The following is a 14789-nucleotide window of genomic DNA, read 5'->3' on the forward strand; positions in this document are numbered from 1 at the left end:
CGAAATTTACATTTCGCATTTTAAAAAGTTGAATTTATTTCTTTGCTAATATTTTGTTCTAACTTACTTTTCCATTCTTCTTTTTCAATGGCTATTTTATAGGCATTTATGCAATCTTGACTAATGAGATTATATTTTTTACATTTTAAGGTTTTTTCCTTGGCAAGTTCGGGATTTGCCTTATAAAATTCCACACTTTTAGTTTCTTGGCAAGATACCAAAAACAAAGATAAAAAAATAAAAAATAAAATTTTCATACTAATCCTTTTTTAAGAATTATAGCTAAATACAGGCAAGGACCACTTATATTTTATAGCTAAAAGTCTCATTAAAACTCCTAAAAATAAGGTTATAAGCGTGCAAATTAAAGCATTTAAACCAGCCCACATTAAAAGACCATAGTAAATTCCACCTGCAATTATAGCAACACCTGCATAAATTTCTTTTTGAAAAACTAAGGGAATTCTCATGCATAAAATATCCCTTAAAATACCACCAAAAACCCCTGTTATAACGGCTGCTGAAATGGCTATTATAAAGCCTAAATTTTCATCTATTGCAACTTGTGCCCCAAGTATGCTAAATACCACTAAACCAACGGCATCAAGGCTTAAAAAAACGCTTTCAAGCCTAACAACTAACGCGGGAATTTTTGTAGCAATTAGGGCACAAATGCAAATTAAAATCACATATTCAGGGTGTTTAACCCAGGTAAGTGGAAAATGCCCTAAAAGCACATCTCTTATACTACCTCCTCCAATAGCTGTTACAAGGGCTATAAACATAACGCCAAATAAATCCATTTTATGCCGTCCAGCTGCTAGGGCCCCGGTCATTCCCTCAGCACTAATTCCGATAATATAAAGTATAGTAAGTAACACAAGCTTTCTTTAATAATGATTTTTAAAAATATATTATTATTTTGCTATAACTTTCTTTAAAATTTTAATTTTTTTGGGTTAAAAGTTTAGTTAAAAAGAAAAAAGTACTTAAAGAATAATGTAATGTTATCACACTACAAAAATGGGTATAATGTTATTTAAGGTATAGATTTGGTATAATTTTAAATATTAAATTTAAGTTGGTTAATATGCAAGAAAGTTTTTTTATTTTTCATAAAGATTGTAGAATTGCTTTAAAGGATTTAGCAGAAAATTCTATTGATTTTATAGTAACTGACCCGCCGTATTTTATCGATGGAATGGGAAACGAATGGAATGATAATAATTTAACAAATAAGGCATCAAAATCTGGCGTCATCGGTAGTTTGCCCATAGGAATGAAATTCGATAGAAATCAAGGCGTAAAATTGCAAGAATTTATGAATCCGCTAGCGGAGGAATTTTATAGGATTTTGAAGCCCGGCGGTTTTTGCGTGGTGTTTTCGCAAGCAAGGCTTTATCATCGAATGGCAATGAGCTTGGATTTAGCGGGATTTGAAATACGAGATATGCTCGCGTGGAAGTATGAAGGACAGGCGAAGGCTTTTTCACAAACGCATTTTATCAAAAAGGACAAAAATCTCTCATCGATGCAAAAAGAGATTTTAATAAAAGAATTAGAAGGTATGAAAACACCGCAGTTAAAGCCACAAATCGAGCCTATGGTATTAGCACAAAAACCAAAAATTGGCACTTTTGTGCAAAATTGGCAACGATATAAATTAGGACTTATCAACACAAAAGAAAGCTTGGATTCAAAGTTTCCGGGCAATGTAATGGAAATTCCAAAAAGTGCTAGAAACAGCGAAAGCGAGGAGAAAATCGAGCATTTGACAAGAAAGCCGGTGAGTTTGATTGCGCATTTAATCCGACTTTTCACGCAAGAAAATCAGCTAATTTTAGATCCATTTCTAGGAAGTGGTTCGAGTGCAATTGCGGCACTAAACAATAAGCGAAGATTCATTGGCTTTGAGATAGAGAAAAAATATTTTGACATCGCAAACGAGCGAATTAAAAAAGAGGTGAAATGAGCGATGAGGAAATAGAGAAAATCTATCGCTTGATAAGCGAAAAATACGAATCTAATTTAAAAAAATTTGGCGTCAAAAAGATAAATTTAAAAGCTAAAAATGGCAATTACACGAAAGACGCGCTGGTGTTAGTTTATCTTGCAAGGGATTATCCGAAAACTCAGGCAATTTCAAAACAAGAGCTTACGGAATTTGTAAGAAAGTTTTATCCAAATGTGAGCGATGTGCAACAAGCAAGGCATTTGGCGAAGCAAAAAGGCTATAACATTATTTCTGGCACGCGAGGCGATATAAATGAGAAAATCGCACCCGCGTCATATAAATTGCTAAATTTGGAATATCCGTATCCTTCGTTTAAACAAGATAGGCGAAGCGGGATTAATGCCAAGGATTTTGAGGGTTTAAAAAAGCAATATAATTACAGATGCGCGACCTGTGGCTCGATAGAAAATCAACCTCATAATATAAGAAATAACGAAATCACAAAGCTTCAAGCCGGACATATGAATCCGTCTAAACCGCTAGTTTTTGGCAATATCATTCCGCAATGTCAAGTTTGCAATCGTCCCGATAGAGATAGATTTATCTATGATAAAACGGGAAGAGCGATAGAAATCGCCAATTCAGATGATGGCAAAAGAGTGGTTGAAAGATATTTAAAAAAAGTTAGTAAAAATACAAAAGAATATTTTTTAGATTTATTAAAAAGGCTTTTAAAGATAAAATAATAATTCAAAAGCCAAAGAATAAAATTCCTTGGCTAAGCTTTGATAATTCTTTCTGTGATTTTGGCGATTTCAAGTTCTTCATCGGTAGGAATGATAAAAATTTTAACCTTTGAATTTTTAGAACTAATCTCTCTTTCTTCATTTGTGCTATTTTCATTTAAGCTATCATCAATTTCTATGCCTAAATGCTTGATTCTATTACAAACCATTTTACGAACATTTACAGCATTTTCACCAACCCCTGCTGTAAAAATCAAGGCATCAGTACGTGGCAATATACTAAAATACGAGCCTATATACTTAGACATTCGGTAACAATACATATTCAATGCTAAATTTGCAAGGCTATTTCCACTTTGAATTTCTTTTTCCACATCTCTAATATCATTATACCCACAAACCCCATAAAGGCCACTTTTTTTATTCATCATAGTATCAAGTTCATTTGGGCTTAAATTCTTAGCATTTGCTATAAAAGGCAAGATTGCTGGGTCTATATCTCCACATCTAGTTCCCATCATTAGGCCCTCAAGTGGGGTAAAGCCCATAGATGTATCAACGCTTTTTCCATTTTCAATAGCACAAATACTAGCCCCATTACCAAGATGTGCACTAATAGCATTAAACTCATCAGAATTTTTACCACAAAGTGCGGCCGCCCTTTTACTTACATAAGAATGAGAAGTACCATGAAAGCCGTATTTTCTTATATTATATTCTGTGTAATACTCATAAGGCAAGGCATACATATGAGCATAATCAGGTATAGTTTTATGAAAGGCTGTATCAAAAATAGTAACATTTGGCACATTTGGGGCTGCCTTTATCATAGTTTTTATGCCTACTAAGTGGGCTGGATTGTGCAAGGGTGCTATAGCCCCTACCCTGTCAATTTCTTCTAAGACAAAACCATCAACCAAACAATGTTCTGTTAAATTTCTACCACCATGTACAACCCTATGCCCACAGCCATCAAGCTCATTAAAATCCTTTAAAATTCCAGATTCAGCACAAAGTTCCTTTACTAATTTTAAGCCCTTTTCGTGATTGCTTATATATGTATCTCGCCTTAATTTAGTTTGAGTTTTAACATTTTTAAGTTCTATTTTACCTTGTTCATTACCTATTTTTTCAACTAAGCCACTAGCTACAACCTCTTGGTTTACAAAAAGTTTAAATTTAATAGAAGATGAGCCTGAGTTTAAAACTAAAATTTTCATATTTTCTCCTTTATTGTGACTGAATAGCTGTTAAAAGCACGGTATCTACAATATCTTCTATCAAACAACCACGACTTAAATCATTAACAGGCTTTTTAAGACCTTGTAATAATGGGCCCATAGCAATAGCGTTTGCAGTGCGTTGAACTGCCTTATAGCAAATATTTGCCGCATTTAAATCAGGGAAGATATAAACAGTTGCCCTACCTGCAATCTTAGAATCTGGCAATTTTTTCTTAGCTACTATTTTGTCATTTGCAGCGTCAAATTGCAAAGGTCCGTCAATTTGTAAATCAGGGTATTTTTCCTTTGCTATCTTTAAGGCTTCATTTACTAAATCCACACTTGGTCCTTGTCCGCTAGTACCAGTTGAATAAGAAAGCATTGCAATGCGAGGTTCAAGCCCAAAAGATTTTGCTGTAATCGCACTTACATAGGCACTTTGTGCTAATTGTTCAGGGGTAGGATTTGGATTAACAGCACAATCAGCAAAAGCAAAAACATCATTTTCAAGTCCCATAAAAAAGATACCTGAAACCGAATTTATACCTTCTTTTGTTTTGATTATTTGCAAGGCTGGTCTTATAGTATCTGCTGTAGTAGTAGAAGCACCACTTACCATAGCATCGGCCTTTTGAGTGTGTATTAGCATAGTACCAAAATAGTTTCTATCTTTAATTAACTCTTGTGCTTTTTCAAGGGTTAAGCCCTTTGCCTTTCTAAGTTCAAAAAGTATATTTGCAAATTCATCGTTAAATTCGGAATTTAAAGGATTTATAACCTTCATATCTTGCAAATTTAAGCCAAGTTCTTTACTTCTTTTGTCTATATTTTCTTTATCTCCTAATAAAATTAAATTGACTAAATTATTTTTAAGCAAAATATCACTTGCTTTTAAAATTCTATCATCATCGCTTTCAGGCAAAACTATAGTTTTTTTACTTGCTACAAGTTGTTCTGTAAGCTTAAATTTAAAACGATAGGTTGTAAGAAAATCATATTCTTTAAGTTTTTCTAATTCTTTTTCTTCAAAATCTTCGTTTAAAATGGCAAAATTCTCACCCCTTAGGGCCTCGTTTAAATAACCACAAGCTATGTCTTTATTTTTATCATCGCTTACATAAGCAACGGCTGTATTTAAATTTTTAGCAATTTTTACATGTGTGGCTAAGGTATCAAAGATTGATAAATTTGCTAAGCCTATTATGATTACAAAATCATATTTTGCCTTAATTTCTTCATAATCTTTAATGATTTTTGAATAAAAATCATTTTTACCATTATTATAGGCTAATAAAGCATCTCTTAAAGTAAAACTGAAAAATATATTTTCTTGATTTAGCTTAAATTCATTTGCTAAAGAACCATAACGACCAAGCTCTTTTTTCTTAATAACAGGACAATAAAGCCCAACGCTTTTTCCACTTTGTGTGTAGATTGTTAAAACCCTTTTAATAACAGCTAAATTTAAAGCCTTTTGTTTTGAGTTAATTAAATAAAGATTCGTCATTTTTTCTCCTTGTAAAATAAAATTGGAACACTCTTTGCTTTATTTATTTCAACAAAGTCTAAAATGATTTTAACTAAGAATAGATAAGAAAAATATTTAAAAGGATAGAAAATGAAAAAAATTTTTTTCTATATGTTACCATTAGTATTTTTTGGGTGTGCTTACACGGTTGACCCTGAAATTTCAATGAGGCCACCAGCTTACGTGGAAGAATTGCCACCAAAGCAATCTAATAACATAGAAGCACCTGGTTCTTTATTTGGTAAGGGTGATAATCCTTTATTTTCTGATAAAAAGGCCATTAATGTTAATGACTTAGTAACTGTTATAATAGAAGAAAGCACAACACAAACTACACAAGCAAATAAAGCAACAAGCAGAACAAATACTTCAAATCTTAGTGGTGGTGTTTTAACAGGTGGAGCAGGTCCTGTTTCAAGTGCGATTTCACAAGTAAATAAGTATGGAGGAAACTTAGGTTACACAACTAATAGTTCAAATAGCTTTACAGGTAGCGGTTCTCAAAGCAGAAACGAAAGCTTTAGTACTACAATTTCTACAAGGGTGGTTAAAATTTTATCAAATGGCAATTATTTTATAGAAGGTTCAAGGGAGCTTTTAATAAATGGAGAAAAGCAAATCATACAACTTAGTGGTGTAATTCGCCCTTATGATATAGAACAAGATAATACTATTGATAGCCGTTATATAGCAGATGCTAAGATAGTTTATAAGACAGAAGGCGAGGTTCAAAGGAGCACTACTAAGCCTTGGGGAACAAGATTTATCGAAGCTATATGGCCTTTCTAAACTCATAAAAGCTAGGTTAATCCTAGCTTTTATAATTTATTTTTTAAATTCACTTTCACTTCACTTATTTTTTTTACAATACCTTAAATTTTATTAAAAGGATTCATCATGCAAAATGCTTTATTTATAAACGAAGCTAGTGAGAAGATTAAGGCTTTAAAGGACAGAGGACTTAGTTTTTATAATGCAAATTATGCTATCAAAAAAGAGTATAACTCAAAACTTGATGCAAAAACTAAATTTGTTAAATTTTCAACTCTCCTTGCTTTTATAGCAACTTTCTTGCTTGGAATTTATGTATATTATTTAATCTTAAAAATAGAGGTTGAAATGTATGCTTACACGCAAGTTGCTTATGGAGCTGTGTTTTTATTTTTTATAGTAGGTTTTGTATTTTTAGCACTTTTATTTTTTAATAAAGAAGTGATTTTTGATTATCTTAGCCTTAATAATAAGCTTTGCAAGGAATATGATGAAAGTGTTTTTAAATTATATTTTAAATATCTTTTTTTACTTTTTTTATTCTTTTGCTTTATAAGCTTTGTATTGCTTAGCTTTATAGCTTATGAATATGCAGTATATACAAATACTGATTTTATAATGAATTTTACCTATATGTTAGCTGAACTTTTTGATTAAAAACTTGTTCAAGGTTTTTCCTTGAACAAATCTATAAAAATTTAAATTTAAAATTATTTAAAATTTTGTTATAATCCTTAGATATTTTTCTTACACATAAATTAAGGACAAAAATGACTTATTTAGAGATTGAAGGGACAAATAATCTAAGTGGAGAAGTTTCAATAAGTGGTGCTAAAAACGCTGCACTGCCTTTAATAACTTTAAGCATACTAGCTAAAAATGAGCTTGAAATTTCAAATATTCCTTGCGTTGCTGATATAAAAACTCTTTTTTTATTGCTTGAAAATTTAGGAGCTAGCTATAGTTTTGAAAACAATTTTGCAAAAATTTGTACTAAAAATTTAAAGCACACAAAGGCTACCTATGACATAGTTAGAAAAATGAGGGCTTCAATCTTGGTTTTAGGTCCCTTGCTTTCTCGCTTTGGACAATGCGAGGTTTCTTTGCCTGGAGGTTGTGCTATAGGACAAAGACCTATTGATTTACACCTTTTAGCCCTTGAAAAAATGGGGGCAAATATTAATATAAAACAAGGCTATGTAATGGCGAGTGGTAAGTTAAAAGGGGCTGAAATTATTTTTGATAAAATCACAGTTACAGGCAGTGAAAATATAATAATGGCAGCAGCACTTGCAAAGGGCAAAACTAGGCTTTTAAATGTGGCCAAAGAACCAGAAGTCGTTCAAATTTGTGAAGTTTTAGCAAATGCGGGATTAGACATTAAAGGCATAGGAAGTGATGAGTTAGAAATTCATGGGACAAATGGAGAATTACTTGAGATTAAACCATTTAAGGTAATCCCTGATAGAATCGAAGCTGGGACCTATCTTTGTGCTGGAGGAATTACAAATTCTAAAATCACAGTTACAAATACTAACCCTACGCATTTAAGTGCAGTTTTGGCTAAATTTGAAACTATGGGTTTTGGCATTGAAACAAAGGAAAATAAAATTAGCATTTTACCTGCTAAGGAAATAAAACCTGTTGAGATATTAACTAGCGAGTACCCAGGTTTTCCAACAGATATGCAAGCACAATTTATGGCACTAGCCCTTAGGGCAAATGGAACTAGCATTATCGATGAAAGGCTTTTTGAAAATCGCTTTATGCATGTAAGTGAGCTTTTAAGAATGGGAGCTGATATAAAATTAAACGGACATATAGCTACTATTAACGGGGGTAAGGAATTAAATGCAGCCGATGTTATGGCCACTGATTTAAGGGCTAGTTCAGCATTAATCCTTGCAGCACTTGCAGCAAAAGGGGTTAGCAAGGTCCATAGAATTTATCATTTAGATAGAGGATATGAAAATTTAGAAGAAAAATTTAAAAATTTAGGTGCAAAAATCACAAGACTTAAGGAAAGAGCATAAAATGATGGATACTTGGGCTTGTCTTAGCTTTTTAGAAGAAAATATTAAGTCCTTAAAAGATTATGAATTAATTAGCATAGATGAGGCAAAGGATAGATATTTAGCAGTTGATATTTATGCTAGGAAAAATATGCCAAGTTATGATAATAGTGCACTTGATGGCTATGCTTTTAATTTTAATGATAGATTTTCACCCCTTAATATTAAAGAAAGCATTTTTGCAGGTGATAAAAAAAGCTATAAACTTAAAAAAAATGAAGCCTATAAGATAATGACAGGGGCTAAAATACCAGAAAATGCTGATACTATTATAAGATTTGAAGATGTTAAATTTAAGGACGAAAAATTATTTATAGATGAAAACATTAAGCAATTTAATGCCATTAGATTTAAGGCAGAAGAGATTAAAAAAGATGCATTTCTGTTTAAAAAGGGAGAGTGCCTAAATGCTTCTAAACTTACGCTTTTAGCGGCACAAGGAATTTATAAAATTTACGTAATTCGCAAAATTAAAATTGGAGTTTTTTCAAGTGGCAATGAATTAAGCGAACCTTGGCAAGAATGCGATGAAAATAGAATTTATAACGCAAATGCTACTGCTATAAGGCAGATATTTTCAAAAAACTGCTTTGAATGTTCTTATCTTGGCATTATGAAAGATGAATTTGAAACCACAAAAAAAGCCTTAAATAATGAGAATTTTGATCTATTAATAACAAGTGGTGGTGCCAGTGTGGGCGAGGCTGATTTTATGCTAAAGGCTTTAAAAGAATTAAAATTCACACCACTTTTTGAAAATGTAAGAACAAAAATGACTATGCCAACAAAATTATTTAAAAAAAATAAAACTTTAGTATTAATACTACCAGGAAATCCTATGTCTGCTTTTTTAGGCTGTTTCATTTTTGGTCTTAAAATCACTTCTTTATTAAGTGGAAATTTAGGTAAATTAAACAAAATCGTAGCAAAAATGGCCTTTCATGTAAATTTGAAAGAAGGTAGAAACAACTTAATACTTGGAAATTTAGAAAATGGCGTGTTTATACCTACCAACAAAGGAAAGCTTAGCTCATCTATGATTTTACCGATAGTACAAAGCGAATTTTTATTAATAAGCAAAAAGGAAGAAAAGGAACTACAACAAAACCAAGAAGTTGAGATTATAAAGCTTGTTTAGAAAAACTTTATGTTTCGCTTTGAAATTTGTTAAACATTAGAAATTTTTAATTTTTATGACTGATTTTTACTTAGCTACTTATGCTTCATTTGTTATAGTACCAAGCATTAATTGCATGATTGAAATGCTATATAGTGCGTTTTTAAATTTGATTTTTTTAAAAAATTCCATTATTGTTTTGATTAAAATTTAAAGATTGCATAGAACCATAATAAGATATACTCTCATCGTTCATCATCTCTAGTAGCCCCCGCCAACAAAAAAAATAATCAAATCATTTAACAAGTCTAGCTTATCGTTAAAATAGAAATTTTTTAAGGCATTTGTTGCTGTTTTACTATAATCTACTTTCTTATTTTTATTTAAAATGTAAAATTGTTTTGGATAATTTAAAAAAAACAAAAATCTAAGATAAAAATCCTTTTGTATTTCATCAATTTTTACATTATTTTTTATAAAAACCTAAAATATCAAAATCATTAACCGCAGCTTTTTCTATAGGTTTAAATGGAAATGATGACCTTATTTCCACTGATTTTACTATTTGTATTAAAAAACCATTTTGATTAAGAATATTTTTAATTATCTTAAATCTACTTGATTGATTGAATTATTTGAATTATCAAGCAAAACTTCAACATTTGAATTTTTATTATAATGCTTTAACAACATAAAACATAATTGTTCTATTATCAAACCAGAATATGCTTTAAATTTAATCTCATCATCATTTCTTTTTAGGCCTGCTGAATCAGCCTTATTAAAATTTATTTCTTGCAATCTATTTTTTGCCTTATCAAGCAATGATTTTGTAAAAGCATTATCCTTTTTTAATACAATTTTTATAATTCTAAATGGTAAAAAAAACTATCTTCTAAAATTTCATTATTATCATTTTTTAAAATCAAAGCCTTATTACAATCAACTTAACATATATTCATAACAAATTTTCTTTTTTTGTAAAAATCCTAGAATAAAGCCTTTTTCCATTTAAATAAGCCCTATCTAACTTACCTTGCCATTTATTTACTTTTAACTCATTTAAAAACCCATCTTTTACTTGAAAATCAATTCCTATAATTTTAAATTGCTTGGGATTATATTTATCCAAAAAAGATATAGGCACGCCCATCACTCCATTATAATCACTAGGTATAGCCTTTGTTGTTGGTATCTCAATGGCCTTTATATTGTCATATTGCTTATAAGCATTCTTTTTTATAAGCTTTTTATCGTTATTTAGATTATCAGCCATTGTATTAAGACTTAAAAATTCATTCTTTTTTTTGCTTTCTATGTTAGTAAACCACATTACACCCTTAACCTTAATATATTTGTTTCCATCCTTATTCACGCCACAACCAATAGCATTTAAATCATAATCATTTGGTACTAAAAACTTCCTATCTCCACTATTGATACTAGCTCCTAGCCATAATTTATTTTGTTGAAAAAAAAGAAAAATATCCTTAGTGCTTATTGCATTTAAATTACCTATGATAGCAAATTTTTTATCGCTTTCATCACACCATTTTATAAATTCTCTAAAAAGTGAAAAAGGAAGATTTCTTATAATAAAATCTGCTTTATTTCCTAGTTTTACCACTTCCTTACTTCTAAAATCGCCATCACTTTTTAGTTTGCTAAGATGCTTTTTATTTATACTTATATTTGCCATTGTACCCCTACCACTTGCATTGTAAGAAGTGGCTATTAATTCTTTTATACCTAGCCTTTTAAAATTAATCATAAAATAAGCAAAAAAAATTACTTTCATTAGTATCGCAAGGTAGTAAGATAATCTTATCTTTAAAGATATTTTTATTGTATGCTAAATAAGTATTTATTTATTTTTCCATATCAAAATAACTTGTATAAAACTCATCTTTTTTATTTATTTTTGCACTTGTTAGATTAGTGCTATTATTTTTACTCATTTTTTAATCTTTTTAGTGGTTCAAAATTCAAAGTAAATATAGTTCCTTCATCCTTAACTGACTCGCAATGAATTTTTATATTATTATCCTTGCATACCTTTTTAACCAAGGATAAACCTATGCCAAAGCCTCCTTGGTCTTGATTAAATCTAGTGTAATATTCAAAAATATTTTTAAGATTTTTTTTATCAATGCCACAACCACTATCCCCTATGCTAAGTGAGTTTTTACTTAAAATAACCTCTATAAAACCACCTTTTTTATTGTATTTTACTGCGTTGCTTAAAAGATTATCAATAAGCTTTGATAGATGACTTTTATTGATAAAAATATAAATTTCACTTTCTAACTTTGTTCTTATTTCAAGCTTTTTTTGTTTAAAAAATAAATCAAAAAATTCAAGCCTTTCTTTAACTAAAATTTCTAAGTTTACTTCTTCTTTTTCACTTGTTAATGTGCTTGGAAAATTATAAAATATAAGGTCAGAAAATACTTGCGTTAGAGTCTTTGCTGCAAGTTTTATACGTTTAAATTTAGCACTTTCTTCTAAATTTTGCTTTTCAAGCTGTTCGATACTCATTAAAATCACACTTAAAGGTGTGTTAATTTCATGGGTAGAATCCTTTATAAAGCGATTTAGGGTGTTAATCTTCTCTTCTAAGGGCTTTAGGGCGATTTTTACCAAAATATAAGCTATGATTGCTAAAATAATGAAAGATATTAAAGCCCCACCCAAAACCTTAGTCCAAATAAATATAATATCTCTTTTTGCGTTTTCACCTTGTACTAAAATTTGAAGTTCATTTTTTCTTGGAGATTCTTTAATGCCTTGTATAAGTGAAAACTCATGCGAATTTAATGGAGCTATGTAAAAAATAAAATTATCATACATTCCCTTACCATAAAAAGTTTTAGCGTTTTTTGCCTTGCTTAAATTTATATCAAGATTATTAAAAAAAATTTTATTATCATCAAAAAGGGCAAATTTTACATTTGAACTTTTTGCTACATTTGAAGTGCTTTCTTCAAGTGGTATAAAACGGGCGTTTTGAATGTTTATAGCTATGTTTCTATGTGTTTGTCGAAGGCTTAAAGAATTATTATTTATCAATTCTTCATAAAACTTTGCATACCAAATACTAAAAAAAATCGCTAAAAAAATGCCTGTTGTAGTTAGATAAATGAGTAAAATTTGACGGATAACCCTTTTAGCTTCCGACATAACAATACCCTCTGCCCCTTTGATTGATTATTGCATCCTTGCCTATAATCTTTCGCAAATTCTTAATGTAGACTCTCAAACTTAACTCGCTTGGTTCTTCACCATACTCCCATAATTCTTCAAAAATTTGTTCTTGTGTTAAAAAATTATTCTTATTTTTTAAAAGCATGGTTAAAAGCTTTATTTCTTTACTAGGTAAGACTATGCTTTTATCATTTTGGTAAAGTAGTTGAGAATTTAAATTAAATTTAAAGCCATTTGGTAGTGTTACAAAATCATCATTATTATGAGAAAATGCCCTTTTTAACAATGTTTGAACCCTCATTGCTAATTCTGCTAATTCAAAAGGCTTTTTTATATAATCATCGCACCCTACATTATACCCACTTTGCAAGTCTTGCAAGGTATTAAGAGAAGTCATAAAGATAGCCGGGGTATTTTTACCACTTTTTCTAAGTTCATCAAGCAAAGAAAAGCCATCTCCCAAGGGCACCTTAACATCTAAAATCCATAAATCAAAATGCTTTTCATAGGCTAAGTCAAGTGCTTGCTGTGCATCCTCGCAAACACTTACTTCATAACCTTCATCGCTTAAATACTCTTCAACAATCTCATTTAAACTAGAATCATCTTCAAGTAGTAAAATTTTAGCTGCCATATTGTGTCCTAATAAAAATACGCAATTTTAGCAAGTTTTAGTAAATCTGCCCTAAGGCAGATTTTAAATTAAGCCTTTGGACCTATCATTTTGCTAGGGTCAACAAATTTATTAAAGTCTTCTTCGCTTACTAAATTTAATTCCTTAGCACTTTCTTTTAATGAAATTCCCTTTTTATGAGCATTTTTGGCCACCTTTGCAGCATTTTCATAGCCTATATGTGGATTTAAAGCAGTTACTAGCATTAAAGAATTATGTAAATTATGATCAATCTTTGCTTTATTTGGTTCAATACCCACAGCACAATGTATATTAAATGAATGTATTGAATCAGCTAATAAATCAAGGCTTTGTAAGAAATTATAAATAATCACAGGTTTAAATACATTAAGTTCAAAATTTCCTTGACTTGCCGCAAAGCCTATAGCAGCATCGTTTCCCATAACTTGCACGGCCACCATGGTAATTGCTTCGCACTGAGTAGGATTAACCTTACCAGGCATTATAGAACTACCCGGTTCATTTTCAGGTATGATAAGTTCTCCAAGACCACATCTTGGACCACTTGCAAGCCACCTAACATCGTTTGCTATTTTCATTAAATTTGCAGCCAATCCTTTCATAGCCCCGTGTGTGAAATTTATAGCATCATGGCTTGTTAAGGCGTGAAATTTATTAGGGCTTGAAACAAATTTTGTACCTATCAATCTTGTTAATTCTTCGCTTACCTTTTGACTTAATTCAGGGTGTGCATTAAGTCCAGTACCAACAGCAGTACCACCTATGGCTAATTCTCTTAAAGTTGGCAAAGACGCTATGATTTGTTCTTTTGAATGTTCAAGCATAGATAAATAACCACTAAATTCTTGCGACAAAGTAAGAGGAGTTGCATCTTGAAGGTGAGTACGACCTATTTTAATAATGCCTTCAAATTCCTTAACTTTCTTTGTAAAGGTAGCGATTAACTCATCAATAGCAGGGATAAGCTTTTTTTCAACTTGTTCTACAGAAACTATACTCATAGCCGTAGGGAAAGTATCATTTGAACTTTGAGACATATTTACATGGTCATTTGGATGAACTAATTTTTCTTTTCTAAAATCCCCACCCATAATCTCAGTAGCACGATTTGCTATAACTTCATTCATATTCATATTACTTTGAGTACCAGAACCTGTTTGCCAGATAGCAAGTGGGAAATTATCATCAAATTTACCAGCTATAATCTCATCGCAAGCTTGTACTATAGCGTTTTTCTTAGCATCGTCTAATTTACCTAGTTTATTGTTAACAATGGAGAGTGACTTTTTAAGATTAGCAAAGGCATAAATTAAAACCTTTGGCATCTTCTCACAACCTATTTTAAAATTTTCAAAACTTCTTTCAGTTTGAGCACCCCAATATTTGTCATTTGGGACCTTAATTTCACCCATAGTATCGTGTTCGATTCTGTATTCCATAATAATCCTTTTTAAAAAAAATATGTTTTAAATTTAAACAAAAATTAGCATAAAACAAAATAAAATTTTTAATAAATTGC

Annotated in this window: 15 protein-coding genes; 6 read left to right on the forward strand and 9 right to left on the reverse strand. The window is 30.7% G+C overall.

What is annotated here, in order from left to right:
- Positions 1-20 precede the first annotated feature (20 nt).
- Together FMM56_RS02700 and FMM56_RS02705 are read right to left on the reverse strand one after the other, a co-directional pair.
- Entirely contained in the window at positions 21-257 is a 237-nt protein-coding gene (locus FMM56_RS02700; RefSeq protein ID WP_150207701.1) for an EexN family lipoprotein, read from the reverse strand.
- A gap of 12 nt (positions 258-269) precedes the next feature.
- Positions 270-881 (reverse strand): trimeric intracellular cation channel family protein, encoded by a 612-nt coding sequence (locus FMM56_RS02705; RefSeq protein ID WP_150207703.1) that lies wholly within the window; start codon positions 879-881, stop codon positions 270-272.
- A 209-nt stretch (positions 882-1090) separates the two neighbouring features.
- On the opposite strand from FMM56_RS02705, the gene FMM56_RS02710 reads away from it, so the two are divergent.
- Positions 1091-1972, forward strand: coding sequence for a DNA-methyltransferase (locus FMM56_RS02710; protein WP_150207705.1), 882 nt, complete (start codon positions 1091-1093; stop codon positions 1970-1972).
- Positions 1969-2700 carry a hypothetical protein gene (locus tag FMM56_RS02715; RefSeq protein ID WP_150207707.1) on the forward strand — a complete coding sequence of 244 codons (732 nt, stop codon included), beginning with the start codon at positions 1969-1971 and terminating at the stop codon, positions 2698-2700. The genes FMM56_RS02710 and FMM56_RS02715 overlap by 4 nt, the downstream gene beginning before the upstream one ends.
- Before the next feature lie 32 nt (positions 2701-2732).
- On the opposite strand, the gene FMM56_RS02720 is transcribed toward FMM56_RS02715, so the two are convergent.
- Together FMM56_RS02720 and pta are read right to left on the reverse strand one after the other, a co-directional pair.
- Positions 2733-3920: an acetate kinase gene (locus FMM56_RS02720; RefSeq protein WP_150207709.1), complete on the reverse strand. Its 1188-nt coding sequence runs from the start codon at positions 3918-3920 to the stop codon at positions 2733-2735.
- Positions 3921-3930: 10 nt separating this feature from the next.
- Positions 3931-5430 carry a phosphate acetyltransferase gene (gene pta, locus FMM56_RS02725; RefSeq protein WP_150207712.1) on the reverse strand — a complete coding sequence of 500 codons (1500 nt, stop codon included), beginning with the start codon at positions 5428-5430 and terminating at the stop codon, positions 3931-3933.
- 111 nt (positions 5431-5541) lie between these two features.
- Between pta and flgH the strand changes: the two genes are divergently transcribed.
- The 4 genes from flgH to FMM56_RS02745 all read left to right on the forward strand — a co-directional run bounded on the left by flgH (position 5542) and on the right by FMM56_RS02745 (position 9432).
- Positions 5542-6240: a flagellar basal body L-ring protein FlgH gene (gene flgH / locus FMM56_RS02730; protein ID WP_150207714.1), complete on the forward strand. Its 699-nt coding sequence runs from the start codon at positions 5542-5544 to the stop codon at positions 6238-6240.
- A 108-nt stretch (positions 6241-6348) separates the two neighbouring features.
- Positions 6349-6879: a hypothetical protein gene (locus FMM56_RS02735; RefSeq protein ID WP_150141214.1), complete on the forward strand. Its 531-nt coding sequence runs from the start codon at positions 6349-6351 to the stop codon at positions 6877-6879.
- A 113-nt stretch (positions 6880-6992) separates the two neighbouring features.
- Positions 6993-8255 (forward strand): UDP-N-acetylglucosamine 1-carboxyvinyltransferase, encoded by a 1263-nt coding sequence (gene murA, locus FMM56_RS02740; protein ID WP_150207716.1) that lies wholly within the window; start codon positions 6993-6995, stop codon positions 8253-8255.
- 1 nt (position 8256) lies between these two features.
- Positions 8257-9432, forward strand: coding sequence for a molybdopterin molybdotransferase MoeA (locus FMM56_RS02745; protein ID WP_150207718.1), 1176 nt, complete (start codon positions 8257-8259; stop codon positions 9430-9432).
- Positions 9433-10014: 582 nt separating this feature from the next.
- On the opposite strand, the gene FMM56_RS02750 is transcribed toward FMM56_RS02745, so the two are convergent.
- The 5 genes from FMM56_RS02750 to fumC form a co-directional block, all read right to left on the reverse strand.
- Positions 10015-10236: a hypothetical protein gene (locus FMM56_RS02750; protein ID WP_190319010.1), complete on the reverse strand. Its 222-nt coding sequence runs from the start codon at positions 10234-10236 to the stop codon at positions 10015-10017.
- 133 nt (positions 10237-10369) lie between these two features.
- The gene (locus tag FMM56_RS02755) at positions 10370-11209 is read right to left on the reverse strand and encodes an adenine-specific methyltransferase EcoRI family protein (protein ID WP_223811461.1); all 840 of its coding nucleotides are present in this window, start codon (positions 11207-11209) and stop codon (positions 10370-10372) included.
- 152 nt (positions 11210-11361) lie between these two features.
- Positions 11362-12591, reverse strand: a complete 1230-nt coding sequence (locus tag FMM56_RS02760; RefSeq protein WP_150207722.1) for a sensor histidine kinase — start codon at positions 12589-12591, stop codon at positions 11362-11364.
- Positions 12578-13249 (reverse strand): response regulator transcription factor, encoded by a 672-nt coding sequence (locus FMM56_RS02765; RefSeq protein WP_150151473.1) that lies wholly within the window; start codon positions 13247-13249, stop codon positions 12578-12580. The genes FMM56_RS02760 and FMM56_RS02765 overlap by 14 nt, the downstream gene beginning before the upstream one ends.
- Before the next feature lie 68 nt (positions 13250-13317).
- Positions 13318-14709 carry a class II fumarate hydratase gene (gene fumC / locus FMM56_RS02770; RefSeq protein ID WP_150141232.1) on the reverse strand — a complete coding sequence of 464 codons (1392 nt, stop codon included), beginning with the start codon at positions 14707-14709 and terminating at the stop codon, positions 13318-13320.
- Positions 14710-14789: the final 80 nt, after the last annotated feature.

It is taken from the genome of Campylobacter sp. LR264d (assembly GCF_008633895.1).
Taxonomy (GTDB): domain Bacteria; phylum Campylobacterota; class Campylobacteria; order Campylobacterales; family Campylobacteraceae; genus Campylobacter_D.